The organism is Secundilactobacillus yichangensis, assembly GCF_016861565.1.
GTDB classification, from domain to species: domain Bacteria; phylum Bacillota; class Bacilli; order Lactobacillales; family Lactobacillaceae; genus Secundilactobacillus; species Secundilactobacillus yichangensis.
On sequence record NZ_BOLK01000001.1, the window covers coordinates 308,763 to 335,086 of the forward strand.

General features: G+C 44.8%; 30 protein-coding genes and 2 other annotated features. Of the genes, 3 read left to right on the forward strand and 27 right to left on the reverse strand.

Translation table 11 applies throughout. The annotated features are described in order from the left end of the window. Positions 1–3 precede the first annotated feature (3 nt). The 4 genes from pheS to JUE95_RS01490 all read right to left on the reverse strand — a co-directional run bounded on the left by pheS (position 4) and on the right by JUE95_RS01490 (position 3,125). Positions 4–1,050 (reverse strand): phenylalanine--tRNA ligase subunit alpha, encoded by a 1,047-nt coding sequence (gene pheS, locus JUE95_RS01475; RefSeq protein WP_308440879.1) that lies wholly within the window; start codon positions 1,048–1,050, stop codon positions 4–6. Between the two features lie 41 nt (positions 1,051–1,091). Continuing rightward, positions 1,092–1,311 (reverse strand) — a binding site (T-box leader). Between the two features lie 21 nt (positions 1,312–1,332). Continuing rightward, positions 1,333–1,716, reverse strand: coding sequence for a winged helix-turn-helix transcriptional regulator (locus JUE95_RS01480; protein WP_203648672.1), 384 nt, complete (start codon positions 1,714–1,716; stop codon positions 1,333–1,335). 24 nt (positions 1,717–1,740) lie between these two features. Further along, positions 1,741–2,256, reverse strand: a complete 516-nt coding sequence (locus JUE95_RS01485; RefSeq protein WP_203648673.1) for an HD domain-containing protein — start codon at positions 2,254–2,256, stop codon at positions 1,741–1,743. 92 nt (positions 2,257–2,348) lie between these two features. Continuing rightward, complete coding sequence (locus JUE95_RS01490; RefSeq protein ID WP_203648753.1) at positions 2,349–3,125, reverse strand: TrmH family RNA methyltransferase; 777 nt, start codon at positions 3,123–3,125, stop codon at positions 2,349–2,351. 68 nt (positions 3,126–3,193) lie between these two features. On the opposite strand from JUE95_RS01490, the gene JUE95_RS01495 reads away from it, so the two are divergent. Both JUE95_RS01495 and yidC read left to right on the forward strand, forming a co-directional pair. Beyond that, complete coding sequence (locus JUE95_RS01495) at positions 3,194–3,466, forward strand: acylphosphatase (RefSeq protein WP_203648674.1); 273 nt, start codon at positions 3,194–3,196, stop codon at positions 3,464–3,466. A gap of 103 nt (positions 3,467–3,569) precedes the next feature. Continuing rightward, positions 3,570–4,505: a membrane protein insertase YidC gene (gene yidC, locus JUE95_RS01500; protein ID WP_203648676.1), complete on the forward strand. Its 936-nt coding sequence runs from the start codon at positions 3,570–3,572 to the stop codon at positions 4,503–4,505. 55 nt (positions 4,506–4,560) lie between these two features. Here the strand turns inward: yidC and JUE95_RS01505 are convergent, their stop codons facing one another. The 5 genes from JUE95_RS01505 to JUE95_RS01525 form a co-directional block, all read right to left on the reverse strand. Continuing rightward, positions 4,561–5,505 carry a zinc ribbon domain-containing protein gene (locus JUE95_RS01505; RefSeq protein ID WP_203648678.1) on the reverse strand — a complete coding sequence of 315 codons (945 nt, stop codon included), beginning with the start codon at positions 5,503–5,505 and terminating at the stop codon, positions 4,561–4,563. A gap of 241 nt (positions 5,506–5,746) precedes the next feature. Further along, complete coding sequence (locus JUE95_RS01510; protein WP_203648679.1) at positions 5,747–6,967, reverse strand: acyltransferase family protein; 1,221 nt, start codon at positions 6,965–6,967, stop codon at positions 5,747–5,749. Positions 6,968–7,028: 61 nt separating this feature from the next. Beyond that, the gene (locus JUE95_RS01515; protein WP_203648755.1) at positions 7,029–8,213 is read right to left on the reverse strand and encodes an alpha/beta hydrolase; all 1,185 of its coding nucleotides are present in this window, start codon (positions 8,211–8,213) and stop codon (positions 7,029–7,031) included. A 270-nt stretch (positions 8,214–8,483) separates the two neighbouring features. After that, positions 8,484–10,193, reverse strand: coding sequence for a HAMP domain-containing sensor histidine kinase (locus JUE95_RS01520; RefSeq protein ID WP_203648680.1), 1,710 nt, complete (start codon positions 10,191–10,193; stop codon positions 8,484–8,486). Further along, a complete protein-coding gene (locus tag JUE95_RS01525) occupies positions 10,190–10,876 on the reverse strand; it encodes a response regulator transcription factor (protein ID WP_054655009.1) in 687 nt (228 codons plus the stop codon). The genes JUE95_RS01520 and JUE95_RS01525 overlap by 4 nt, the downstream gene beginning before the upstream one ends. Before the next feature lie 367 nt (positions 10,877–11,243). On the opposite strand from JUE95_RS01525, the gene adhP reads away from it, so the two are divergent. Beyond that, entirely contained in the window at positions 11,244–12,263 is a 1,020-nt protein-coding gene (gene adhP, locus JUE95_RS01530; protein WP_203648681.1) for an alcohol dehydrogenase AdhP, read from the forward strand. Positions 12,264–12,534: 271 nt separating this feature from the next. Here the strand turns inward: adhP and rpmF are convergent, their stop codons facing one another. The 18 genes from rpmF to coaE form a co-directional block, all read right to left on the reverse strand. After that, positions 12,535–12,714: a 50S ribosomal protein L32 gene (gene rpmF, locus JUE95_RS01535; RefSeq protein WP_054655005.1), complete on the reverse strand. Its 180-nt coding sequence runs from the start codon at positions 12,712–12,714 to the stop codon at positions 12,535–12,537. A gap of 54 nt (positions 12,715–12,768) precedes the next feature. After that, a complete protein-coding gene (locus tag JUE95_RS01540; RefSeq protein WP_203648682.1) occupies positions 12,769–13,332 on the reverse strand; it encodes a YceD family protein in 564 nt (187 codons plus the stop codon). Between the two features lie 133 nt (positions 13,333–13,465). Then, the gene (locus tag JUE95_RS01545; RefSeq protein ID WP_373305657.1) at positions 13,466–14,605 is read right to left on the reverse strand and encodes a nucleotidyltransferase; all 1,140 of its coding nucleotides are present in this window, start codon (positions 14,603–14,605) and stop codon (positions 13,466–13,468) included. Positions 14,606–14,624: 19 nt separating this feature from the next. After that, a complete protein-coding gene (locus JUE95_RS01550; protein WP_203648683.1) occupies positions 14,625–15,359 on the reverse strand; it encodes a class I SAM-dependent DNA methyltransferase in 735 nt (244 codons plus the stop codon). Beyond that, on the reverse strand, positions 15,356–15,712 hold the full coding sequence (rsfS, locus tag JUE95_RS01555; RefSeq protein ID WP_203648684.1) for a ribosome silencing factor: 357 nt from the start codon (positions 15,710–15,712) through the stop codon (positions 15,356–15,358). Before rsfS ends, JUE95_RS01550 begins: the two co-directional genes overlap by 4 nt. 12 nt (positions 15,713–15,724) lie before the next feature. Further along, the gene (gene yqeK / locus JUE95_RS01560) at positions 15,725–16,336 is read right to left on the reverse strand and encodes a bis(5'-nucleosyl)-tetraphosphatase (symmetrical) YqeK (RefSeq protein WP_203648686.1); all 612 of its coding nucleotides are present in this window, start codon (positions 16,334–16,336) and stop codon (positions 15,725–15,727) included. Next, the gene (locus tag JUE95_RS01565) at positions 16,329–16,961 is read right to left on the reverse strand and encodes a nicotinate-nucleotide adenylyltransferase (RefSeq protein ID WP_203648687.1); all 633 of its coding nucleotides are present in this window, start codon (positions 16,959–16,961) and stop codon (positions 16,329–16,331) included. The genes yqeK and JUE95_RS01565 overlap by 8 nt, the downstream gene beginning before the upstream one ends. A 26-nt stretch (positions 16,962–16,987) precedes the next feature. Beyond that, positions 16,988–17,302 carry a ribosome assembly RNA-binding protein YhbY gene (yhbY, locus tag JUE95_RS01570; RefSeq protein WP_203648688.1) on the reverse strand — a complete coding sequence of 105 codons (315 nt, stop codon included), beginning with the start codon at positions 17,300–17,302 and terminating at the stop codon, positions 16,988–16,990. 12 nt (positions 17,303–17,314) lie between these two features. After that, positions 17,315–18,454: a ribosome biogenesis GTPase YqeH gene (gene yqeH, locus JUE95_RS01575; protein ID WP_203648689.1), complete on the reverse strand. Its 1,140-nt coding sequence runs from the start codon at positions 18,452–18,454 to the stop codon at positions 17,315–17,317. Further along, positions 18,438–18,980 (reverse strand): YqeG family HAD IIIA-type phosphatase, encoded by a 543-nt coding sequence (locus JUE95_RS01580; protein WP_203648690.1) that lies wholly within the window; start codon positions 18,978–18,980, stop codon positions 18,438–18,440. Before JUE95_RS01580 ends, yqeH begins: the two co-directional genes overlap by 17 nt. 134 nt (positions 18,981–19,114) lie before the next feature. Beyond that, positions 19,115–19,468 carry a 50S ribosomal protein L20 gene (rplT, locus tag JUE95_RS01585; RefSeq protein WP_203648691.1) on the reverse strand — a complete coding sequence of 118 codons (354 nt, stop codon included), beginning with the start codon at positions 19,466–19,468 and terminating at the stop codon, positions 19,115–19,117. A gap of 71 nt (positions 19,469–19,539) precedes the next feature. Then, on the reverse strand, positions 19,540–19,737 hold the full coding sequence (gene rpmI / locus JUE95_RS01590; protein WP_054654993.1) for a 50S ribosomal protein L35: 198 nt from the start codon (positions 19,735–19,737) through the stop codon (positions 19,540–19,542). A 30-nt stretch (positions 19,738–19,767) separates the two neighbouring features. Further along, the gene (gene infC, locus JUE95_RS01595) at positions 19,768–20,271 is read right to left on the reverse strand and encodes a translation initiation factor IF-3 (protein WP_203648758.1); all 504 of its coding nucleotides are present in this window, start codon (positions 20,269–20,271) and stop codon (positions 19,768–19,770) included. 60 nt (positions 20,272–20,331) lie between these two features. After that, positions 20,332–20,462 (reverse strand) — a sequence feature (ribosomal protein L20 leader region). A gap of 113 nt (positions 20,463–20,575) precedes the next feature. Next, positions 20,576–22,513, reverse strand: coding sequence for a threonine--tRNA ligase (gene thrS, locus JUE95_RS01600; protein WP_203648692.1), 1,938 nt, complete (start codon positions 22,511–22,513; stop codon positions 20,576–20,578). A 358-nt stretch (positions 22,514–22,871) separates the two neighbouring features. Beyond that, positions 22,872–23,798 (reverse strand): primosomal protein DnaI, encoded by a 927-nt coding sequence (gene dnaI / locus JUE95_RS01605; RefSeq protein WP_203648693.1) that lies wholly within the window; start codon positions 23,796–23,798, stop codon positions 22,872–22,874. Position 23,799: 1 nt separating this feature from the next. After that, positions 23,800–25,161 (reverse strand): DnaD domain protein, encoded by a 1,362-nt coding sequence (locus JUE95_RS01610; protein ID WP_203648697.1) that lies wholly within the window; start codon positions 25,159–25,161, stop codon positions 23,800–23,802. Positions 25,162–25,175: 14 nt separating this feature from the next. Beyond that, positions 25,176–25,664 carry a transcriptional regulator NrdR gene (gene nrdR, locus JUE95_RS01615; protein ID WP_089108219.1) on the reverse strand — a complete coding sequence of 163 codons (489 nt, stop codon included), beginning with the start codon at positions 25,662–25,664 and terminating at the stop codon, positions 25,176–25,178. 30 nt (positions 25,665–25,694) lie between these two features. Next, on the reverse strand, positions 25,695–26,324 hold the full coding sequence (coaE, locus tag JUE95_RS12715; protein WP_235995078.1) for a dephospho-CoA kinase: 630 nt from the start codon (positions 26,322–26,324) through the stop codon (positions 25,695–25,697).

Sequence of the window (26,324 nt, forward strand, 5' to 3'; positions counted from 1 at the left end):
TGATTATCCTTTCTTTGAGAATTGGTTGAGGAAGCGAACATCGTTTAAGTAGAAGTTCCGAATATCATCCACACCGTACTTCAGCATTGCAAACCGATCTGGGCCAAGACCAAAGGCAAAACCGCCATAAACTTCCGAGTCCACGCCGGCCATTTCTAACACGTTCGGGTGTACCATACCGGCACCTAAAACTTCGATCCAGCCAGTGTACTTGCAAACTGCACAGCCCTTACCGCCACAGTTGAAGCAGGTAATATCAGCTTCGACTGACGGTTCCGTGAATGGGAAGTAGCTGGGCCGCAAACGAATGTCAAACCGGTTACCAAATAATTCGTGGGCAATTAATTCCAGAGTACCCTTTAAATCAGCCATGGTGATGTGCTTGTCGATAACGATTCCTTCCACTTGGTGGAACTGGTGGGAGTGAGTTGGATCATCAGTATCCCGCCGATAAACGACCCCTGGTGAGATCATCTTCAACGGTCCCTTACTGAAATCGTGCTTTTCCAAGGTTCTGGCTTGCATTGGGGAAGTTTGTGTCCGCATCAAGATTTCCTTAGTGATGTAGAACGTATCCTGCATATCACGAGCTGGATGATCCTTGGGCAAGTTCATCATCTCAAAGTTATACTTATCTTCTTCAACTTCAGGACCAGATAATACTTGGTAGCCCATTCCGATGAAAAGGTCTTCGATTTGATCAATAATTTGCTGGATAACGTGCGGCTGTCCCTGAGCAACAGGCTTGCCCGGCAGCGTCACGTCAATCTTTTCGTTTTGCAACTGCTTGTTAAGCATTGCCTTTTTTAATTCATCCCGGCGAGTTTCGATGGCAGATTGCAGTTCATCTCTGACGCTGTTAGCGAACTGACCAAACTTTGGCCGCTCGTCGGCAGGTAAATCACGCATGCCGCGAAGTGCCTGTGTGATTGGCCCCTTCTTACCTAATAATTCTACCCGCAGTGAATCTAATTTTTTTAGATCACCTACGTCTTTGATATCTTCTTTTCGTTCTTGCCGGATCTTATCCAGCTGGTCTTTCAGTGTCATGTCTGACCCTCCTTAACAAAATAAAAAAACTCCGTCCCAAATAAAGGGACGAAGCTTTCGCGGTACCACCCTTGTTTACTTTAATAAAGTACACTCGGTAATTTTATAACGGTTAATTAACCGGAAGATTATTTGTTACGTGAGTAACGCCCAACCTCTGCTCAGAAAGTGAATTCATTCTTATCAAACTGCGAACTTCCACTAAATACCCGCATCTCTGTGATTGAATTAGAACTACTGATCTTCCCTCATTGCATTTGTTCAATTTACACAATCACTAGTTTACAGCGGTTGATGGCATTGGTCAACCTCCGGTGTGGTTTGATTGTCACACCATTTTTCTGACCAGCCGTGAATCGACTTCATCACACTTGCTAAATCCTGACCTTTTTCCGTCAGCGCATATTCAATCAGCGCGGAGTCGCAGTAGGTTTTTCGCATCACGATGCCGTCGCTTTCTAATTCTTTCAGGCGTTCAACTAACACCCGGTCAGAACACTTGCTGACCTTATTAGCGATGTCTTTAAATCGTTGAGGCCCGAGATTTAATAATACGTCAATTATAAGACCGTTCCATTTTTTTCCTAAAATCGAAAACGTCCACTCAAACTTCGGACAAAGCTCGAAGTTCGTGGCGTCAGTGGTCTTGTCAACGACTTGATCCATGTAAACACCCCTAATCTAGTCCAACTATTTGTCTAACAAATTCAATACGCGGTCAACGTTACGTTTCCGCCAAGCTGTTACGCGCTTTCTCATCGGTGATAAGAATTCTTCAACGGCTTCCTTATCATCAACTAAGCTGACGATCACACTCTCGCGATACTTAGGCAGTGCAGCAGTTGCACCCCACATGTGCTTGAGAATGATGTCTTTTTCCATTGGGCTAAGTTCAGTTAGTTTCTCTGCATTTCGTAAAGCCACCCGTGGATGAATGAAGGCGTGAGAACCCAAGTTAAACTTAGTTGTCCGCCAATCATAGTAAAATAAATCATGCAGTAATCCTGCCCGTGCCGTTGCACGAACATTGAGATGATGTTTTTTAGCAATTAAGTAGCTATCATAAGAAACGGAGATGGAATGATCTAACCGATTGGAGTGATGGTGCTGGGTATAATTAGCCAGTTTTTGAACTTCTGGCTTAGCCAACAGATCACCGACTAAAGCAACGTATTCTGAGTCTTGGCGCCAATCATTTCGTGTCATACAACGCTTCCTTTACTTTTTGTAAGTTTATCTGAATAAACTATACTTAATATAACATTATATTGCAAGCAAAATACTCTAAAATAGGCGATTTAAGCTAATTTTTGGTTCAATTTGAACATCAGTATACCCGCGGCAACCGCAACGTTCAGGGATTCCGCTTGGCCCTTAATGGGAATGTACAGATTAGTAGTAGTTTGGGTCATCAGCTTTTCGGACATCCCCTGGCCTTCATTACCCAAAATCAAGCCGAACTCTGACTGGGGCGTGACGGTACTGTAATCCACCGCGTCTTCATTCAGTGCGGAACCATAAACGGGAATCTGCCGTGCTTCTAAGGCGCTAATCCAGTCTTCAAGCTTACCGTGAGTCAGCTGAATATGAAATTGGCTGCCCTGCATTGCCCGAACCACTTTTGGTGTGTACCGGCTGGAGGTGCCATCGCCAAAAACAACGCCCCTAAATCCGGCAGCGTCCGCGGTCCGAACCATAGTGCCAATGTTACCCGGGTCTTGAATTCGATCTAACAATAACCATGCACCAGTCGCCGTTTCTGGATCGATGTGTTCTGCTGCCAAGATGTCCAGCACGGCAAAAATACCTTGGGGAGTGACCGTGTCCGATAATTTTTTAGCAATCTCATCCGTGATTTCAAACGTTTCTACGTTTTCTGGGAACTGATGCTGGTGAATGTTCAACTGTTCAGCAGTAGCAATAATTTGTACCACTGGCTGTTCAGCAGCAATGGCGTCACCAACGATATGCCAGCCCTCCACCAGATATTGATGAAATTTTTGGTGACCCTTCTTAGTGGTTAAATGCTGCCACTTTTTTACTTTAGTGTTTTGAGTAGATGTAATTTCTTCGATCATGAACTGCCTCTTCCTTCCGATTTTTGATACTATTGACTATAATATCACGATTAAGGAGCATAAAGATGAAATCTGTCATAATTTCAATTCACGGACGGGTCCAAGGAGTTGGCTTTCGCTGGACCACCGCCCGGTTAACTAACCGGCTGCAAGTCGCAGGCTGGGTTAAAAACGAGTCGGATGGTTCAGTTACGGTTCGTGCGCAGGCTGATGAAACCACTCTCCACGCCTTTATTGAAGCCTTAAAAAAGTCGCCGACACCCTACGCCAAAGTCAGAAACATCACCGTGACCAACCGAAATGTTGAAGACTTTAAAAAATTTACCATTACTGATTGAAAAACCCCTTCATATCAAGTAAGATTTATCATGTTGTCATCTTTTGAGAACTTCGCTACTATATAATAATGAATTTGTTTAGAAGGGATTTGAATAATAGTCAATGAAATCAAAAAAACCTTTACAATTGGGACTTGCGGTAGCTGCACTGCTGCCACTGCTAAGCGGCTGTGTGCAACGGACCAAGAGCGGTAAGCCATACGGTCTAGTGTATGATTACCTTGCTATTCCCGGCCAGCACGTCATGGAATGGCTGGCCGGCATGTTAGGCCATTCTTACGGCTGGGCGATTATCGTGGTTACGGTAGTTGTTCGGATGGTACTGCTGCCACTGATGGTTCGCCAATTACGCAGTTCAACCGTTCAGCAGGAAAAGATTTCGGCAATTAAACCACAAATAACTGAAATCCAAAAGCGGCAAAAAGCTGCTACTACACCTGAAGAAAAGAATGCGATTGGTCAGGAAATAATGCAGCTGTATAGCCAAAACGGAATTAGTATGACCGGTGGGATCGGCTGTTTACCTTTGCTGATTCAAATGCCGATTTTTGCAGCCTTGTATGCAGCTATTCAGTATTCACCTGAACTTTCATCGTCAACCTTTATGGGAATTCCACTAGGGAAATCGTCAATTTTACTGGCTATCTTATCATTCCTAGCTTATTTGCTCCAAGGTTACCTTTCAATGATCGGTATGCCTGCCGATCAGCGAAAAGCGATGCGGATGACAATGGTCGTCAGTCCAGTGATGATTTTGTTCTTCACGATTTCAACCTCTGCCGGTTTAGGGCTCTACTTCTTCATCGGTGGGATCTTCGCCTGTGTCCAAACGCTGATCATTAATTTGTATCGGCCACGGATCCGGCGGGAAATTGAAGCTGAAATGAAGAAAAATCCACCTAAGGTTGTTAAACCAAAACCAGTTGTTGCTACGCCAACATCAACGGCAACAGCGGCTCAAACAACTGTTAGGCCAAGCACGGTTTCTCAAGATAAACGCAATCGTAATCGAAATGCTGGTAAACAGCGTCACCATTAATTCAAGCATACAAAAGAGCTTTCCTTATTCGCTAAGGAAAACTCTTTTTTGCATACTATAGCCTTTGAGGCGTAATTATATTTTTGATGATACCTATTCCATAGCAAATTGCCGCTATCCAAGGGAGGAATGGCATTAGAAAAGCCCCCACAGCACTGGCAATTGCCCCTGCTGAAGTTGCGGTAACCGCATTTTGATACATGGCTATGGCTAAGAGGATCGTTATAGCCGCGATGACGATCCCCCAGCGTTTAGACCGTTGGCCGCCAGTTTGATGATGGGTTATTGATTTGACTAAACCGCCGAGCACCATTGCCGTAGAAATACCCAATAAGCCTAAACTAATGAAGTAAATGTAAGCAGTCGGTCCCAGGCTAATTTGGTTAAAAATTTGATCCACCTGAATGCCCCGTCTTGTAATCACTTGGCGAGCAATCAAGTAGCAGACAAAGCTTGGAATAATCATGATACTGCCCGTTCTAAACTCCGAATTAGACGTAAAATGACGGCGCCTTTGTTTGACTGGTGGTTGTTGATACGTTGTTTTCTGCACCCGCGGTTCCGGCTGTATCCGAGTTAACGGGTCGGGCTCACTGGATTGCTGATGGCCTGGCGCCTCGTGATTCACCAAGTGGCGTTGAGTACGCCGAAATGTTTCTTGACCGGTCAATAGCGGGAATAAATAGCTAGTTAAAAGGAACAAACCTAGGATTTCCCAGCGCCATTGATTGAGGATAAGGGTCGCTGCGTAGGTAATTAGCAGAAATCCGCCATTATTCACCATGAACCGGCCAACCTGTTTCAAATGAATCAAATTAGGGATCAGGCGTTGCTGCCAATTATACGCAGTTCGTCTCTGCCGTCGCAGCTGCGTCTCGTTTTCATTTACTAGACGGGATGCTACTGGGTCAGACTCGTTTAATTTGAAGCCGCAATCCGGACAGAAAGCTGATCCTGCTGGAATTGAGCGGCCGCAATTTGGACAATTTATCGTTGTCATTTTTGTCACTCCGATCGAAAAAAAGGTCTTTGTCTCTAAACTTACTATACGTAATTTACGTCACGGATGAAGCAAAAAATAGCAAAATTAAGGGAAATGCAAGACTCTGTTCAACAATGTCTGGGACAAACTCGTTAGAGTCTAGAACTTAACGAAAAAATGCCTATTTCGAACTCTTTTCGAAGTAGGCATTTTTTAAATAAAATTGCGTGTTGGCTGGAACCTTTGATACCCATACCGATTAAGATTTATCTTTTTCCTGCTGCTTGAACTTCACTGGCCATTTGAACCAATTAAGTTGCCATTCATTAGCGTGGTGGATTTTGAACTGTTTATATGCCATCCCAATGAGTACCGGCAGCACTGTTGCAATCAGGACTTGTACCCAAAAGGAATTAACCTGAATACGGCGCAGCACATCCAAAAGCATTTTATGCATATACATAATAATTAAAGTGTGTTTACCAGCGATGGTCAAAGATTTAGCAAGAAATTGAACCGGAAATAGCCAAGTCTTCGCAGCTTGCCGGGTAAATAGCAGAGGAAATGCGATAATGTCACTAATACCAAAAACCACTAAGCTGCATAAGAGCGGAATAAGCCCTACCATCAAGGCTAATTGAAGATGGGTAACGGGCACGTTTTGGTAGGTGCCCGAAATTTGGTGACTGCGCATAAAGAGTAAGAACGACAGTTTCTGGTCCTTCAACTGCATGAATAGCCAACCGACGATTCCAACTGACGGTATAAAGACGTACCACTTGGTTAAATAGTGTTTAAAGAAGTAGAACAAATTATAGCCCACCAGCATATAGGCAATGACTAACACGGCAACGTCTATATCCCAGGGTGCTGTCACGACGCCGAAAAACTGAAATTTCGTTTCGTGAACATACCCGGTAGACCAATAAATGAAATACGCTGCAATGACGAGCTGCAAAAACCTGGACCGGATGAGGCTAATGATTGCGACCGTACCAATGATCCCTAGGATATAAGTCTCCGGATACCAGAAGATAGTCGTGTAATGCTTTAAGGTCTGACCACCATAAAAAAGGTCCAAGACGTAAGTCAAACTATACGTGATCGACTTATTATGAATAAACTTATACGCAATAATGAGTAAGAAGCCGGCAACAAAGTAACTGCTGAATATTGGCCACACCCGTTTCTTGAGAAAGGTCAAAACCTTTTGAACATCCAATAAATCGATGGGTTTTAAAAAAAAGCCAGCAATCAAAAAGAATAATGGCATGTGCCACCAGTAAATAAAGTTGTACAAGTATCGATTTGCGTCATTATTCATAATAAAATGCGGCATATTATGACCGCAAACCACCGCAACCATACCCAGACCCTTAGCAATATCCAGCCAGGCAATCCGTTTGTGTTTCGGTTTCACCGTCTGTTCAGCTGAACCGTTGTGATCGTTTGCTGATAAATATTGATGTTTTCTGTCCATACTAGAATCCATAATAAAAAATCATTCACCACCATACATTGCCTGTCAGAATCGTACATTACTAATAGAGCAAAAAGTTTTTAATTAAACGGTTAACCTTGGCATTATTTACGTGTAAAAGACTGTGCTGTGCGTTAGGACCGGTAATTTGTTTTTCCTGATACTTAACGTTAACGCGACTGGTTTTAACCAAGTATCCTAATGAGCGGGCACTCGTCGTTGTCACGAGACCATCACTGTCAGTCCCGTTTTTTAAATTCCCATAGAGATTTAAAATCGAAAGTCCTTCTGGTAAACGATGGTTGTACTTTAAAAGATGCCGATACTCCGGGTGTTCAATTTTCGGACGGCCATTTTTTTCGAGGGAATTTTCGCCTACTCGATCATCCCACAAACGCCCAACTGGTGTTTTATCCGCTGGTTGATCAGATTTGTGCAAATTCAAAATACCATCGAATGGTCCGGCAATCGTGACTAGCCGATGCGGCTGAATCTGACTCGTTGGACGCAAATGCGTTTCAAAATAGTCGATCCAGGCATATGATCCCATTGAATGGCCAATTGCATCGTAGCTCTTAATGTGATACTTCCGGTGGAGTTTTGGCATGATCTTTGCCAGCATCGTACTGTAGTAGAACTCACCGGCGCGATTCCTCGCCATCACGATTGGAATAATCACGCGATGGGCAACCGTTGGCTGATACTTGCCAATCAGCCGGATATGACTCCGCTTATCCACGTAGACGATTAACTGCTGCTTAGCGAAATGGCTTTGATTCAGGCTTGCGGAAATATATTTTTCTGAATTATAAGACCCGCCATAACCGTGCAATAACAAAATGGGCCGTTTGGAATCTTGCGGTCCTTTTTGCGGACTCTCTTGAATTTGCTCTTCCTGCGCCGCCATGGTTTCATTTTGCTCTTTTAGACTATTCACCATCGACACTGTTTGCTGTTCAGCACGAAGCTCTTGCAGGTGTATTTGGTACTGATGAAAAATAAAGAACAGCAGCCAAACAAAGAAGAAGCTCAAGAGCACTATGAGCCACTTGTGCTTCAGCAAAAAATGACCACCCTTTTTGAAATAAGCAACTACCCTTTGCCCTCGGGATTGCGTTTGATCTTTCTGTGGCTCCTGTACGGCGGTTCCTGTTTTAACTTGACTCAATTGGTAGCCGCAATTAGGACAAGTAGCAGAATCTGCAGGAATTGATTCACCGCAGTTTGGGCAAATAATGGCTGCCATGTCGTTCACTCCAATCTACAAATAACATATAAAATATGGTAACACTATCCGAAATTTTTGTGTATCCGGCGCAATTATGAAGCCAGTGAGCGCCTGACTAAATCACGACTAACGGCTGCTGACTTAGTTGATATTAGCCGGTCTCAATTACAGCGCCGAAATACACCTCTTAATAATATCGCTTTTAAGCTTTAACGATAACCCCCTTAACTTAAAATAATTTAAAAAAGCGAGTTCTCTAAATTCGAGAACCCGCCTAAATCACTTTAATTATGAATCTGCATCATCATTTGAGTCGTGGTCATCTGGTTCATCAGAATCTGACTGCTCTGAAGTTGGCTGATCACTTGCTCGGTAAACGCCTGGAATACTAGAAGTATCGGTGGCGGAATCGCTTGGGTCAGCTCCCAAATTAGTTGCTAAGGGATCACTAACGGTCCGTTCTTCCTCATCTTCTTCTTTAGCATGGTCCAGCTGAATCTTAATGTCTTCAGAAATTAATGGCAGTTCAATTTGGAAAATTGAACCGTAGCCCAAGGCACTTTCAATACTGATTTTACCATGATAGGCCTCTATCAGCCGTTTGGCGATTGATAAGCCTAAACCGTTGCCGCCCTTGTTACGGCTTCGTGCTTTGTCCACTCGGTAAAAGCGGTTAAAGACGCGTTGACGGTTTTCTTCAGAAATCCCCTCACCAAAGTCTTGAACGGCAATCTGTGCAACGTGACCGCTGGAAGACAGTGATAAATGAATCTCTTTACGCTTAACCGAATATTTAACGGCGTTATCCAGCAAAATAATCAGCACTTGTTCAAGGTGGTTGCGATAGATTTGTGAATAAGCATGTTTCTTCACATCATCGTCCAAAATAAACGTAAAGTCTGGATGAATCATTTTGAAGTCATTGAACACTTGGTTAACGACTTCTTTAATATCAGAAGTCTCGTGATTCATCGTGATCTGAATCTGCTCAGCACGAGTCAGGTCCAGCATTTCAGTGACCAGACTCTGCATCCGTTTACTTTCCTGCATGGCCGCAGAAAGGGATTCGTTTAACACTTCCGGATCATCTTTGCCCCACCGCTGCAACATTTCAATGTGACCTTGGATAACTGCTACTGGTGTTCGTAACTCGTGAGAAACATCCCCCACGAATTGCTGCTGCTGATCTATATAACGCTGCATCTGGTCCAGCATATCGTTAAACAATTCACTGAGGTCAGACAATTCATCGTTTCGACGGGTAACTGGTACCCGTTCATCAGACTGAGGATCTGAACGAACCGCGCGCATGGTCTTGTTAAGACCAATGATTGGCTTAAGTAACAGATCCGCTAAGCAGTAACTGAAAATAGACGCCACAAACACGGCGGAAATTACCAGCACAATTAGAATTAACGAAAATCGGTTACGGGCGGCCTTGTACTCAGTCATAGCATTAGAGACCTGCACGTAGCCCAGCAACTGATGCCCGTTTTGTGTATAAATTGGCGCACGCCCAACTAACCCATCAAAATTACGGGTCTTTTCCATTTTCATTTCCCGCTTACCCGACAGCCGACTGCTGTTCACATGAGTATTTCGGGAATTAAAAATTTCTTTTTTCTGGGCGTTAAAAACAGATACCCCAGTACTATCACGGGACAAATCCGTAATGACCGAGTTCTGATAAATGTTGGAACCGCCCGATGTCGATCCGCTGGGCTGATTTAAGTTAGGTTGCAAAGCGGTAGCCACGGTAGCTGCCGTAAAGTGACCCTGCAAATTATCCACCCGGCTAATGACGGTATCCATAGTACTGCTAACGTGGGTACGCTCCTGTTGAAGCAGTACTCCTGACAGGCCCTGAAACATCAGCACCGAAAAAACCACAAAGATAAGAAAGACGCCGGTTGCACTACCCAGCGCCCACTTCCACTTCATCGATAACCGATGTCGCTTTTTTAAGTTTGTTTCATCAATATTTTCGGTTTCGCTCATGAACGCATCACGTACCCAGTACCACGAACCGTTTGAATGTAGCTCTTTTCACCCGGCCGATCGATTTTGTTTCGTAAGTAACGTACGTAAACGTCAACCACGTTGGTTTCAACTTCTGATTCATAACCCCAAACTTTATTTAACAAAACATCACGAGCTAATACCACGTTAACGTTTTCCATCAGGGTCAAAAGCAACTCATATTCACGCTTGGTTAAGTTGATAACTTCGTCGCCGCGACGAACGACACGGTTTTCCTTTTCAATCGTCAAATCTTTATAAGTAACCGTGGTTTGCTTAAAATCTTTTTGTTCACTTTCGATGTGAATTCGACGAAGCAGTGCCCGAACACGAGCCAATAATTCTTCGATTGCAAACGGCTTGACGATGTAATCGTCAGCGCCGTGATCAAAGCCGGAAACCCGATCGATGACAGAATCGCGGGCTGTCATCATGATGATTGGCGTACTCTTTACCTCACGAATCCGGCGAGCAACATCGATCCCGTTAAGTTCAGGCAGCATTAAATCAAGGAGTATAACGTCAAAATCTTCCGCTAAGGCAGCATCCAAGCCGGTACGGCCATTAAATTGCACTTCAGTATCGTAACCTTCATGCTTTAATTCCAGCTCAACAAAGCGAGCTAAGTTCTTTTCATCTTCAATAATTAAAATTCGACTCATTTTTAACGAACTCCTCTTATTTATAATATTCTTGTTTTCGCTCAGAAAAACTTCTGATACACCGCTAATAGTGTACCATACTGTCAATCAAATTACTTTTCCATCTTACTATATAAATTAAAATTTGGCGAATTAATCTCAATTGAATGAAGAATATTTTCAGTAATTTTTCTCTAGTGAAAAAACTTTTTTCTTTTTAAAAAACGAAAAAACAAACGAAAATCAGCTTAACCGCGGTTAGCAACCGCTTTCTTAAAATAAAAAGTTTTGAAAATATTCCCTGATTGCTCAAAAGGTCACTTGAATTTTTTTAACCTGTGTGTTTAAATAACATTGTGAAATCATAAACGAAAGAGGTTATTGTATAATGAAAGCTGCTGTTGTACGCGACCCAGTTGATGGGTATGTTGATATTAAGGATGTTAAACTTCGTGATTTGAACTATGGCGAAGCTTTAGTTGACGTTGAATACTGTGGCCTATGCCACACCGACCTTCACGTTGCTGCTGGTGATTTTGGTAAAGTTCCTGGTCGTATCATTGGTCATGAAGGTGTCGGAATCGTTTCTAAGCTCGGTAAGGGTGTCACCAACTTAAAAGTTGGCGATCGCGTATCTATCGCTTGGTTCTACAAAGGCTGTGGCCACTGTGAATATTGCTTGACTGGCCGCGAAACACTTTGCCGCAACGTTAAGAACTCTGGCTTCACTGTTGACGGTGCTATGGCACAACAAGTTATCGTTGATGCTGACTACGCCGTTAAAGTTCCAGAAGGTTTGGATCCCGTTGAAGCAACTAGTTTAACCTGTGCCGGTGTTACTATGTACAAGGCTCTCAAAGTCGGTGAAACTAAGCCTGGCCAATGGGTTGAAGTTGTTGGTGCCGGTGGTTTAGGTAACTTGGCTATCCAATACGCTAAGCACGTCTTCGGTGCACACGTTGTTGCCGTTGATGGTAACCCTGACAAGTTAAAGGCTGCCAAGGAAATGGGCGCTGATATCTTAATCAACCGTAAGACTCAAAACGTCGCTGAAGAAATTCAAAAACAAGTCGGTGGTGTTAACAACGCCCAAGTTACTGCCGTTAACGATGCTGCATTTACCCAATCAGTTAATGCCCTTCGTCCAGATGGCCGTTTAGTTGCCGTTGCCTTACCACAAGGTGATATGAAGCTGAACATTGCTAAGACTGTTCTTGATGGTATCCAAGTGGCTGGTTCACTTGTTGGTACTCGTCAAGACTTAGCTGAAACTTTCCAATTCGGTGCCGAAGGTTTGGTACACCCAATCGTTCAGACCCGTCGTTTAAGTGAAGTCAATGACATTATTGACGAAATGAAAGCTGGTAAGATCACTGGCCGTATGGTTGTTGATTTTACTAAGGAATAATCTCTTCCGCTTTCAACTATAAATAACAAAAAGAACTGGGGATGTTGATCATCTCTGGTTCTTTTTTGTTAGCTTTAAAACACATCAATTACGAATTCAAGTAAATAGGTCGCTATAATTGCTTTTCAGGCACTCTATCGCTACTATTCTGGTGTTCTACTAGCCAATAGCATAAAGCGCGCTACGGTGCAGCTTAGCCCCCTATTCAGACATTAAAAAAAAAGAAGCATCCAGAGACCGCGGTTCTCGTGGATGTTTCTTTTTTAGTTAATTAGTTGTTAGTCTTAACAACCTGACGACCATCATAGAAGCCGCAGTTAGGGCAAACAACGTGTGATTTACGTAATTCACCACAGTTTGGGCAAGCACTCAAATTAGGTACTTGCAACTTAATGTTTCCTCGACGCATACGTTTCTTCGTCTTAGAAGTTTTACGTGCTGGTACAGCCAATGGAAACACCTCCTTAAATTTAAAATTATCCACTAGTGAAAGATTTTTAAAGTCTTACTTTTCATCGCCTTTTGACGAATCATCAAAGAAGTTTTTCAACTTAGCAAGACGTGGATCAACAGTTTTAGAATCTGATTCTTCGGCATCTGGGTCACCTTCAATGGTTACCTCCCAGTCTTGACCTTCAGGTAACTTATCGGCTGACTGTTCTGCTTTCGTCAGTACTTGCATCGGAATCTGCAACAGCAGATTGTCAGCAATCGCTTTATCAACATCAATCACGTCATCTTCAACAACCAGGACCACGTCTGTCTTTTCGTACCGAGCTAATGCTGCTTGAGAAGCAACGTAAAACTCGGTAACGTCAAAGGCCGTTGGTAATTCTACTGGCGTCAATGAACGCGTCGATGGTACTGTCAGTGTAGCTTTTACGTGTGCGTAAAACAGCACGTCGCCACTACCTTCAACACTTACCATTCCATTGATGTGAACTGGGGTTACGTCAAGCACCTCATCCGGATAACGTTCCATCAGATCTGCTTTTAAATCCAGGGCCTCATCGAATTTGAGTGGTTCATGCCGGTACTCTTTTTGTAACTCGGATAACGACAGCTTCAATTCAGTATCCTCCTAACGCAACTTTATTATTATAACTATGGGCTGTGACGATGTCAAGGGAATTTACATGACACGTTAAAAACAACTTCAAAGTCATATTTAAAAGTCGAACTTATTCAAACGAACAGGTGAATTAGACAATTACCGGGTGCTGTAGCCGGTCTTGATCAGCCCCGCTCAACATTTGGCGCATTAAGCCGGCTTGATAATCCAGCCGGTACGGTCCATTGATCCAATCATCCGTTACACGGGCAATTAAAGGCAGCTCAGTTGCTTTTTTAACTTGGTTCAAGTGTTCCTGCCCACGGCGATTAAAACCCAGAACACGCGCGTATCTGAGCGATGTTGGCAGTTCTACCTGATCGATCTGCAGCAGAACATACACACAAAGCCGTTGCAGCCGGGCATAGGTGAACCGTTTAGTTTTTGCACTGCGCAAAAAATCATCAAAACTGACACTCGTTAATGCCGCCTGCTTTAAACGATACTCAATCCCCTCACTCATTTGGTAAATTTCATGAAGGTTATCAATCGCGGTTGAGAGCAACTGAAATCTCAAATATGGCCAATAATCTGCCCAAGTTGTTCGCTGATCTTCACGCAATGCAGTGGCTGTATCCTTAGGGACCAGCTGATCAACCGCTGCCCAGTTACCTTCCTGCACCGCGTTACGGATTGCTGCCCCGCTGGCAACCGTTGCTTTAGTGCCCACTTGGGTATCCTGATGGGAACTGCCTCGCCGCTGAATCGGCAGCATTTTCATTGGGTGCGCTAGTTGGTGATTGGCAGCTACATAACTAAAGCCTAAAATATCGTTGGAAGCACGCAGATCCATCCCCGTCTGTTTCTGCAGATAGTCGTTAAACAACGTTGGGTAAGTTTCGTCAAACCGTTTAAAATGACTGCTGGCATTGGTGGGCTGGTTAGCCACTAAAGTATCAAAATCTAAGTCAGGATGTTCAGCGCCAAAGGCCAGACTGGTACAGCCTAGTTCGGACAGCAGCTGAACGGCACCCTGCGCAAATAAATGCGCCGGCTGCACGGCAAACTGAAACGGTAGTTCAACTACCAAGTCAGCGCCGCCTGAAAGGGCTAACTTAGTCCGCTGCCACTTGTCTAGCAGTGCCGGCTCTCCCCGCTGAACCCAGTTACCGCTCATCGCCACGACGGTCACATCCGCATGGGTTTGCTGCTTAGCCTGCCGCAGCTGATAGGCGTGACCATTATGGAACGGATTGTATTCCGCTACAATTCCCAAAACATTTGCGATGATGGTCACCTCCTGCAATCAGCTATTTAGAACAAACGAAGAACCAGCGAGTCGTATCCGGCTTGACGCTGGTCTTACCAAAATCAGCACTGACCCTGACCTGCTTAAACCCAGCTGACTTTAATAAACGTTGATAAGTTGCTAGTTCGTAAGTTCGCTCATGGTGCAGTTCAGCAACTTCATCGTAAGCATTCTTACCTTCATTATAGGTAAAAAACGTCAAATCATGGTCAACTGAATGGGGTTCCTCACCCGCTTCACTGGACCACATGAAAGCCCGGTCAGTGTCCCGGTAATTATACATATAGCCAGGATAAACCGTATCCGTTTGGTATGGCGAAATGACGTCAAACAAAAATTGCCCATCATCGTTTAGATGACGTGCAACTTGTTCAAATGTTGTCAGCAGTGACGTTTCGTCAGGTAAATAACACAGTGAGTCAGCAAAACAGGTGACCGTCTGATACGTTTCCAGATCACTGAGATCAAGCATGTTACCTTCAATCAGAGGCAGCGTAACCTCAGCTTCTCTGGCGTGCTGGTCAGCTAGACTCAGCATTTCATCCGACAAGTCAAAACCAGTCACATTATAACCGTCCTGCGCTAACAGTACTGCTAAACGCCCCGCACCGCAGGCGAGTTCCAGCAGTGGCTGCTGTTTGTCAGTTACTTGCTGTTCAACAAACGAACGCCATTCAAGATACAATTCGCTGTCGAACAGCTCATCGTATAATTTGGCAAAAGTCTGATAAATCATGCTTCGACCCAGTCATCAACGTTAACTAGCGGTGCTTCTGACCACAATTTTTCCAAATTATAGTGTGCACGTTCGTCCTTTTGGAAAACGTGAACCATGACGTCGCCAAGGTCGATCAATACCCAGCGAGCTGCGTCGCGGCCTTCAATCCGTTTAACCGGAATATCAGCCTTTTCACAAGCCTCCTGAACGTTATCAGTAATGGCTTGTACCTGCCGGCCGGAAGTCGCATCCGTAATCATGAAGTAGTCTGTGATCAGGCTGACATTTTGCATGTCTAAGGCAACGATATCTTCGGCGCGCTTATCTGAAGCGGCTTTAACAACAACTTCTAAAATATCTTTACTATTCATTAAATTCCTCCGTTAATCTTTCAATCCGCTTTGGGGAACCCAAGCGTTGTAAGTATCAATTGTTTTCGGGTAGATCCGCTGATTATTTTCCAGTAGATACAGCAGCGTATGCTTCGTTTGATAAGCAACTGCCAGTTCAAGACTTTGCGAGGTCAGCAAACGTGCTTTTTCGACCCCGTCAAAGTCCCGGGCAGGTTCAATGTAATCTGCCATGTAAATAATCTGTGCCAATTTTGTCATATAGCGGTTCCCAGTGGTATGATAACGCACGGCATCCAGGATGTCTTCGTCACCAATTCCCAGCTCGGCCTTAATCAGCTCCGCACCAACTAGTCCATGCCAAATAGCGTTATTCCAGTTCACTAAATCAGGATCTAGCTGATAGTGGTGAATGGCTGCTATAAAGTCCTCATCAGGACGCTGTTTAGCGTAATCGTGGACTAAACCGGCAATTGAAGCTTTTTCGACCTCAACACCGTATTCCTTAGCTAACTTAATTGCCGTTTGTTCCACCCTCTGAACGTGAGCAAATCGCCCTGGCTTCAATTGTTTGGAAATCTTAGTCAGTAATTGATCACGGCTGTCAGCGGTATACCGGCCCGTATACGTTACTATTTCACTCATGATATAGCTGTCGCTCCTTAATGTACTTTGCTACCGGATCCTTCACAAAGTATCTGATAGATTGTCCCTGCCTGACCCGGCTGCGAATCATCGTGGAACTAATATCAATTAAAGGAATATCCACCCAGAGTACTGGGTATTTGGAGGTTACCGGATAGTTTTCACGACGAATACCAACGAATTGTACCAGCTTGACTAAATCATCAATTCGGTGCCATTTGGGCAGGTAATCGACCATGTCACCGCCAATAATAAAGTAGTATTCATTTTCAGGGTGCTTGCGTTTCAACTCCAGCATCGTGTCATAGGTGTAACTGACGCCGCCCCGCTGAATTTCAGCCAATTCAATCCCAAAATTAGGGTTATCCGCAATACTGGCCGATACCATTTTGACCCGGTCGGAAGCATCAATCGCTACCTTCCGGTCAACGTGAGGCGGATTGGCATCCGGCATGAATAAGACCCGGTCAAGCCCTAACTGTGTCATGACTTGGTCGGCCATAATTAAATGCCCGATGTGAGGTGGATTGAACGTTCCACCGAGAATACCGATTCTTTTTTTCTTGATAGTGGCTGCCAGCTGTTCAACAACCTTTGTCTTCGTCTGTTCAACTACCTTAACCATCGTGATTTCCCCTTACTTCAAAATGATTATGCTAATTTTTTTACTTGTAATGAAAGATCCTGATATTTTTCCTCAGATGCTGGCTGAAATAAAACCAGTACCCGACCAATGGTTTGGACAACCTGAATTGGCGTGTTGTCTTCAATGTAGGCTTGAACTTCTTCAACCGTTTCGTCAGCACTCTGCTGAAGATTGATTTTAATGAGTTCACGCTTTTGAAGAGCACCGTCCAATTGGGCTAACCAAGTTTGGTTAAGTCCGTTTTTGCCGACCGAAAAGATCGGGTTTAAATGGTGTGCTTGGGCACGTAAAAACCGTTTTTGCTTACCTTTTAAATTCAAATTAATTTCTCCTTATATCATTGCTCGCCGAACGACAACACCAACGCCTTCAGGTGCATAGCCGGCAACGACTACCCCTGCAGGAACGGTGATCCAGCCTAAACCTTCAAACACCAGGTCACTTTTTTCGGTGATTTTAAACTCGTGTCTGGTCAGCGGTGGCAGGTCATTATCCGGACTTTCCGGTGGCGTCAGTAAATCACCAACGTGCTTACCGTAAAAGTTATCGGCGTTTTCCAGTTTGGTACGGTGCAGCGGCAAATTATTCTCAACGTAGACCGTAAAGCCGTGCTTGGGTCCCGAAACGTAATCGAACCGGGCAACACCCGCTAGGAAAATCGTTTGCTGATCGTTTAACTGATAGACCTTTGGCTTAATCTGCTTTTGCGGCGTCACGATCTTAAGTTCTTTACCTGATAGGTAATGCGCCATTTGTGACGGATGAATGATCCCTGGAGTGTCCACCAAAACATGATCGCCATCCAGCGGAATCTCAATCTTATCCAGCGTGGTCCCTGGGAACCGGGACGTCGTGATCACGTCCTTAGCTCCGGTACTGCGACGGATAATTTGATTGATTAACGTTGATTTACCGACGTTGGTAACGCCAACGATGTAGACATCGCGGTTACCACGGTGTTTTTCAACCTTATCTAAGAACTGGTCAACGGATTGATTAGTCTTAGCCGATAATAAGGAAACGTCGATTGGCCGAATACCCTGTTCGTTAGCCCGTTGCCGTAACCAGTCGCGCAACTTCGAACGGCGCAGTGAACTTGGCAGCAGATCTTCCTTGTTCCCCACCAGCATCACGGGATTATCTCCAACGAACCGGTGTAAACCAGGAATAATTGAGCCGTTAAAGTCGAAAATATCGACCACGTAAACGATCAGCGCGTTGGCATCACGAATTTGGGTCAATAACCGCAGAAAATCGTCGTCGGTTAACCCAACGGGAACGATTTCGTTGTAGTGCCGTAATCTAAAACAGCGTTGGCAGTACAGTTCACCGGTCTCCAAGCCCTTATCTAACGCGGACTTTGGCGTATAACCGGGGCGATCTTTGTCAGTGGTCTGAATCTGGGCGCCGCAACCGATGCAATAAACGGTCTCGCCATCAACTAATACTTCATCTTTATTTGTTTCGCTCATTAATTAAGTCCTTTCGAAACTTGAGTTCTGGGTGCTTTCTAAGCATTGCGTGCATCACAAATCGCTCGAAGAACCGATTGATCCGAGTGTTCCACGCGTCGCTTTCAATAATGGGTCTGACCAAAATACTACGAATCTTACTAAAGTTTGCTGCGGCAACATCCGTTAGCAATTGATCGCCAACCATCACAACTTCATTTTCAGAAACCCGATATTGACGCATCGCCCGCCGAATACCACCCGAAAATGGTTTTAGCGCGCGTGAAATAAAGGGAAGCTGTAAGGCAGCCACCGCTTTTTTGACCCGACGATGGGAATTGTTTGACACAACCACCAACTGAATGTTCTCACGTTTCAGTGATGTCATCCAGTCCCGGAGCTCTTCGGTTCCATAAGGATTGTTCCATGCAATCAGGGTGTTATCCAGGTCCGTCAAAACGACTTTGATCCCTAGCTGCTTTAACTGCTTAGGGTTGATGTCATAGGTCGCGTTGATCATCCAAGTTGGTGTAAATCGTGCTAACATTACGAGCTCCTTTATCCTGTACTGAGAGTTTATTATACGAGATTTTTGCCGATATTACTACGATTATAGCGCATCTCTTCGAATAAAATAAAAACGAGGTTGGAAGTCTTCATCCAGCCTCGTTTAGGTTTAAATTATAATGCCTTTTTTGCTTCGTCAGCTAATGCCTTGAAAGCATCAGCATCGTTAACAGCTAAGTCAGCTAGCATCTTACGGTTAACTTCGACGTTGGCTTGCTTCAAACCAAACATCATCTTGCTGTAGCTTAAACCGTTCATACGGGCTGCAGCGTTGATCCGAGCGATCCAAAGACGACGGAAGTTACGCTTGTTGGCCTTCCGGTCACGGTAAGCGTATTGGCGACCCTTCATTACTTGATCCTTAGCAACCTTAAACAAACGGTGCTTTGAACCACGGTAGCCCTTAGCTAATTTAAGAATCTTTTTGTGACGTGCGCGTGTAACTGTTCCACCTTTTACTCGTGGCATATTAATTTCCTCCTAATACTTACGGTTATCATCGTTTTTAAACGATTAAATTCATGAAACGACTTTTCGAATTACTTTTGCAGTAATTGACGATAAGTTTTCTTAATCGTGTTAGATTTCATCATTGAAGTCCCACGTAATTGACGACGTTGCTTCTTGGTCTTACCGTGGAAACGGTGACTCGTGTAAGCATTCGCACTCTTAATGCCGCCCTTAGCAGTTACTTTAAAACGCTTGGCACTGGCGCGGTTTGTCTTCATCTTTGGCATAATCGAAAATCCTCCTCAAATACTAAACAACTAGTCTTCTTTTTTTGGTGCAAGCATCAGAAACATGCTCCGTCCGTCCATCTTAGGACGCTGTTCAACGGTTGCAACATCGCTTGTTTCTTCAGCCATCCGGTTCAAGACTTGACGACCAATATCCTTATGGGTAATTGCCCGACCCTTAAATCGAATTGAAACACGAACTTTTTCACCCTTGCCCAAGAACTTCTTAGCGTTCTTCAGCTTAGTATTGAAATCGTTCGTATCAATTGATGGACTTAAGCGAACTTCCTTAACGCTAACGACTTTTTGCTTCTTACGAGCTTCACGCTGCTTCTTTTGCATCTCGAAACGGTACTTCCCGTAATCCATGATCCGGGCAACCGGTGGCTTTGCTTTCGCTGCCACTAAAACAAGATCCAAGTCTGCATCTTCAGCCAGTTGAAGCGCATCCCGCTTACTCTTGATGCCCAGTTGTTCGCCATTATTACCGATCAACCGTACTTCGCGAGCGCGGATTCCTTCGTTAACCATCATATCGTTTGCTATGGTCATTCACCTCCGAGTGATTTTGAAAACAATGAAACGTGTAAGTCTTACCCAAATAAATAACGGGCACGCAATGCGCACCCGTTAAATACCCGAACCATTCCCAGGTTCAGTTTATTTACGTATCAGCCAGGCAGTGTTAACCACGAGGCGAGAAGCGGGTGCTTCTACTTACATTTATTCAACTTAACCAATATACCATGACATGCTATATTAGTCAAATCACTTGGCTTTAAGCTCACGAATAATAAGTATAGCCTATTTAATTCGTGTGTCAAGCCGGTTTTACAAATTAGTTATTGCTGTAATTAGCAATATCCTTTAAGATTTCAGCTTCGAAATCATCGGCACTCATGGATTCACTGTTCTGTTCACCGTACTTACGAACACTAACGGCGTTATCAGCAACTTCTTGATCACCAACAACCAAGGTGTATGGAATCTTGTGAGTTTGAGCATCGCGGATCAAATAGTTCATCTTTTCGCCACGGTGGTCAACTTCGGCACGAACATTGGCAGCCATCAAACGCTTGCACAGGCTTTCAGCGTACTTGCCGTGCTTGTCATCGCTAACTGGGATGATTTTAACTTGCTTAGGTGCTAACCAAGTTGGAAAGGCACCCTTGTAGATTTCAGTCAGGTAAGCAATGAACCGTTCCATAGTACCCACGATCCCACGGTGAATCATAACTGGACGGTGATCTTCACCATCGGCACCAACGTACTTCAAGTCGAAGCGTTCTGGCAGCATGAAGTCCAATTGAATGGTTGACATGGTTTCGTCGTTACCTAAAGCAGTCTTAGTTTGAATATCCAGCTTAGGACCGTAGAAGGCAGCTTCCCCTTCAGCCTCGTAGTAGTCAAGGCCAAGGTCATCCATGGCACCCTTCAGCATGGTCTGGCTGCGGTTCCACATTTCGTCATCATCGAAGTACTTTTCAGTGTTCTCAGGATCACGGTATGAAAGACGGAAGCTGTAGTCGTTAATGTTGAAGTCCTTGTAAACGTCCATGATCAAAGTCAAAATCTTCTTGAATTCGTCTTGAACTTGATCCAGGGCAACGAAGGTGTGGCCATCGTTCAAGGTCATTTCACGAACCCGTTGTAACCCTGATAAGGCACCCGATTTTTCGTAACGGTGCATCATACCCAGTTCAGCGATCCGTAATGGCAATTCACGGTATGAACGAATGTGGTGGTTGTAAATTTGAATGTGGCTTGGGCAGTTCATTGGCCGTAATTCAAGCATTTCACCATCACCCATGTCCATTGGTGGGAACATATCTTCACGGTAGTGAGCCCAGTGACCAGAAGTCTTGTAAAGGTCCAGGTTAGCTAACACTGGGGTGTAAACGTGCTTGTAACCATCGGCAACTTCTTTATCGATAATGTAGCGTTCGATAGTCCGACGAATGGTAGCACCGTTTGGCATCCAGTATGGTAAACCGGCACCGACTTTAGGATCAACAAAGAATAAGTCCAAATCGTTACCAATTACACGGTGATCATGTTCGCGGGCTTCTTGACGGGCTTGTAAGTCAGCATCAAGATCAGCTTGCTTGTAGAATGCGGTCCCGTAGATCCGTTGCAGCATCGGGTTGGATGACTTACCTTCGAAGTAAGCACCGGCAACTGAGAGCAAACGGAAGAACTTGATGTCGCCAGTGTTGGCAAAGCTAACACCGCTGGCCAAGACGGAAACGCCATCGATTTCGTAAAATGGAAACTCGTCTTCGTCGCTGTCTTCAACGAGTTTAGCTTCGTATGAAGTCCCTTCAAGCTTCTTCAAGGCATCAGCTTTGCTCAAACGGACGTGCTTGATCGCCAATTTCTGGTTGATGAAAGCCTGAACCTTATCGGCAATAGCTGGTAATGAATCAGCACTGACTTGGCCGTCTTCCTTATCGGTATCAACGTAAAAACCGTCCTTGTCGCCGACTTCGGCACCAAACTGGATTGCTGGATAGGTTTCTTTCAAAGCAACCTTAGTTAATAAGGCAACGGATTGACGTAACACTGCCAAACCATCTTCGCTGTCCTTTGTAACGATTTCAATCTTACCGTCGTGCTTCAAAGGGGCGTTTAAATCAATCAGCTTACCGTCTAACTTACCGGCAACAGCCTTTTTAGCTAAACTAATAGCGATTGATTGTGCGACGTCTTTGGTCGTTGCTTCGGCATCAAACTGTTTCTTTTTACCGTCTGGGAACTCAATCGTAATATCTGCCATTCTACTCTTCTCCTCGTATTTACATTTTTTAAATGCTGAAACCCAACAAACTCATGAAACTAAAAAATCCCGGCATGCACATTACTGTACATACCGGGACGTCTCTACGCGGTTCCACCCGAAATTCATCTGATTCACACTGCGAACCAAACCTTCATTCAGTGATAACGGGACAGCCGATGCGGTATTATCCACCACACATTCGAGAAAGTGGTAACTTAGAATCGCTCACAAAGCACTTCCAGAAGTGGTGCTTCTCTCTTGGAGAGTTTAACTAAGTCTTGTCTTTCAGACATTTAAAATTCTTTGAAATTGATTACAATTCACATTAAACCACTTTAAAAAATAAGTGTCAACTCTATTTTTGTCGACGATTTTCACCGATCATTTCGATTTCCTGAGCTAAGAAGCGGATCCGTTCCATCAGTCGCTTGGCTTTCAACGGCTCCACGTCACCCTTTTGCGTCTCTGCCAAGTGCTCAGTTTCTAGCTGTTGCATGGAGAAATTAGACGAGAAAAACGTCGGCAATTCGTTTTGCATCCGGTATTCCAAAATAACTCCGAGAATGTCGTCGCGAACCCAAGCTGACATGGCATCAGCCCCAATATCATCGATCATCAAGATCTGTGCCTGCTTAACGTCGTCTAATCGTCCGGCAACTTGATTGCTGGCAATGGCGTTCTTCATCTCCACGGCAAAGCTCGGAAAATGAACCAAGGTCGTCTTCACACCCATGTCCGCCAGTTGGTTGGCAATGGCACCAAGTAAATAAGTCTTGCCCACACCAAAACTGCCATATAGGTAGAGTCCCTGATGGAAGTGCTTGGAATCTTTAGAATAGGCTTCAATAAAGGCCACGGCAGCCTGGAGAGCCTGTGCCCGGTCCGGGTCATTAATGAAATTATCGAAGGTGGCATTTTTGATCAGCTTCGGCATCATGATCGCATTTACCCGCCGTTTTAAGGCCGCCTTCTTCAGCTTCTCTTTTTGCTCATCCGTTGGCTGATAAGATACCTCAACCAAGTGATCGTTCAAGACTAATTTCGGTTCGTAACCAGGAGCAAAGGTCGTTTCCCCCTTGGCTAGTTTATTACGTTCGTTGACATACTCGTACAGCTTAGCTGACGACCGGTCGATCTGCTCAGCGTTTAACTGGTCAGCATGTTCCTTCAAAAAAGCCTGAACATCGGCATCTTGATACACGGTATTCATCAGCTTCTGGTAATTAGCATTGAGTTGGTGTTGGTCCATGTATCGTTTCATAGACTCACTGATATTTTCCATACTAATCACCTCCATCTCGCAGTTTTTTAAGTTTATTCAGTTGCTCGTTAAATTGATCTTGGTCAGACTGTGACAACGTTTTTTTCTGTCTTGGCTGATAATCGTTTTTAGCCCAGTCTGGCAAGGTTTCCTTAATGTTCTTGGTGCCAGTTCGTCGCCGAGTAGTCTTTGGCTTGTCCCGGTCAGCCTTGAATTTACGAATACTTGCCAAGGCGTCTTCTGGTGTCTTTACACCGTCTTGCGCCCAACGGTTAGCAATCGTATCGGTTAACCGTTGCGTGATCGTCGAATTATCCAGGTCAATCAACACTTCATAAATTAAAATATTGATCACCGCACTAGAAAAAATCTGCTTATTGGCAATTTGTTCGACGATTCGCTGTTCGCCACTGGCCACGTAGCCGCCCTGCTGCTGCCTAATTTGAGCCAGAAATGCCATCGGTTCGTACTGCTTAGCCGCAGTGATTAGCGCAGCCTCTTCCTGACTTTCACTACTCTTCTCAGCGGTAACCGTCTTTTGCCGCGCCACTACCGGTTGAGTTTCCGACTGATAAGCCGTGGCAATTGCCCGTTTAAACTGATCAGCATCCAGTTTATTGGTGGCTAAGTTCGTGGCATCACCTATGTAGCGGGCCATTTCAGTTTCATCAATGCCGTACAGCAGGTGTTCGTTGATAATCAGCTGGCGGTACTGCCGCAAATCGTTCATATCAATGTACGAGCGTTTAAGCAGTTCCGACAGCAGGCCAAAATCAAAGTCGGGTGCCGTGGGCTGCTCGTGCTGGGCAGTATCTGTTTCCTGTTCAAAAGCCGCTTTAGTGGCTTCAATCAGTTTTGGCGGTGACGCAATTAGCCGGTTGTCCAGCGAAAAAACGTCCAGAAATGACTTGGAAATTTCGTGCCACTTCTCCCGTTTAAGTCGCCGCGGCAGAAAGACTTGCCGCAGCCGGTCAAACTGACGCTCACCCACGACTTCCAGTAATAGCAGGCTCAGCAGATCATCCTTGAAAAACATTTCACCGCTGACTGGCTGCTGCAGTTCGTAAATCAGTTCAGGCAAACGGTCTGGCTGATTTTCAAACGTACGTAATAGCCCGGCACCTTCCAGCCGCTGACGGGAGTCTTCCAGTGTCGACATACTGATGTTAAGCAGTGCTAACAGGTCAGTATGGGTCACTTCAACCTTTAAGTCAGCTGTTAAGGACACCTGTTGCCACATGACTGTCGCAAGGCTGTATGCTGAAACGCCTAAAATTGGCTGGTATAGAAGGTCCAATACCCGTCGCCGTTCATCTTGCAGCCGAGTTGTTGCAACGATCGCAACAGCTGTTTTGGGCATGAGTGGTTGCATTGACTCCGCCATGATTAAGCCCCGTTTCATTTCTTTTTATCAGATGAAGTCCCTTTTTTCTTATCCTTGTTCATCACATCTTTGAGTTCTTCTAGGAAGACACTCATATCCTTGAACTGACGGTAAACACTGGCAAAACGAATGTAGGAGATCTCATCGATATCCGCCAACCGCTTCATCACGTATTCACCAATCAATTGACTGGAAACTTCATTTTCACCCAGCGAACGAACTTCGTTTTCAACTTCGTCAACCAGTTTGGTCATGACATCCATGCCAACCGGCCGTTTTTCCGCCGAGCGAATGATTCCCCGTAAGATTTTTTCACGGTTGAATTCTTCACGGGTACCATTTTTCTTAATCACCAATAATGGTGTTGCTTCGATTCGCTCGAACGTTGTGAACCGAAAACCGCAATTTTCACATTCACGGCGTCGTCGAATGACTCGGCCTTCATCCGTCGGCCGGCTGTCAACGACCCGTGACCCATTGTGGTGACAGTGTGGACAGTGCATAGTCTCACCTCTTATCCTTCTGCGAATTGTTTACTTTTTAACTTGATTAGCTTTATCCGTTATTAATGAGCCAAATCCGGCTTCATTCAGCCATCTTACCACTTGCGCTTTCGTTTTATCAACTGAACGACTATTATCGATCACCACATCAGCCCGTTTAGCCTTTTCAGCTAACGATAACTGCGCGTTGATCCGCTCCAGCGCCTCTTTTTTAGTGAGCTGGTCACGTGCCATCAAGCGCTCTAACTGCACCTTTTCCGGCACGTCAATCACCATGATTTCATTCACACCAGATGCCGCGTGCGCTTCAAACAGCGTTGGTGCATCGTAAACCACCAGCCGGGTTTTCCGCCGCCGGTAGCCCTGCAGCTTGCGAACCACGGCTTTCTTGATCAGCGGATTGGTAATCGCGTTCAGCTGTGCCAGCTTATCCGGCTGACTGAACACCAAAGTCCCCAAAGCGTGCCGATCCAACGTACCATCCGGCTGAATCATCTGCCAGCCAAAGGTACTTTGAATCTGTTTTAACCCCGTGGTACCTGGTTCAACCACTTTACGGGCAACCTCGTCAGCATCAATCACCGGAATCTGATAGGCCTTAAACAGCTCACTAACGGTTGATTTACCAGTAGCAATGCCGCCAGTAAGGCCTAGTACCAT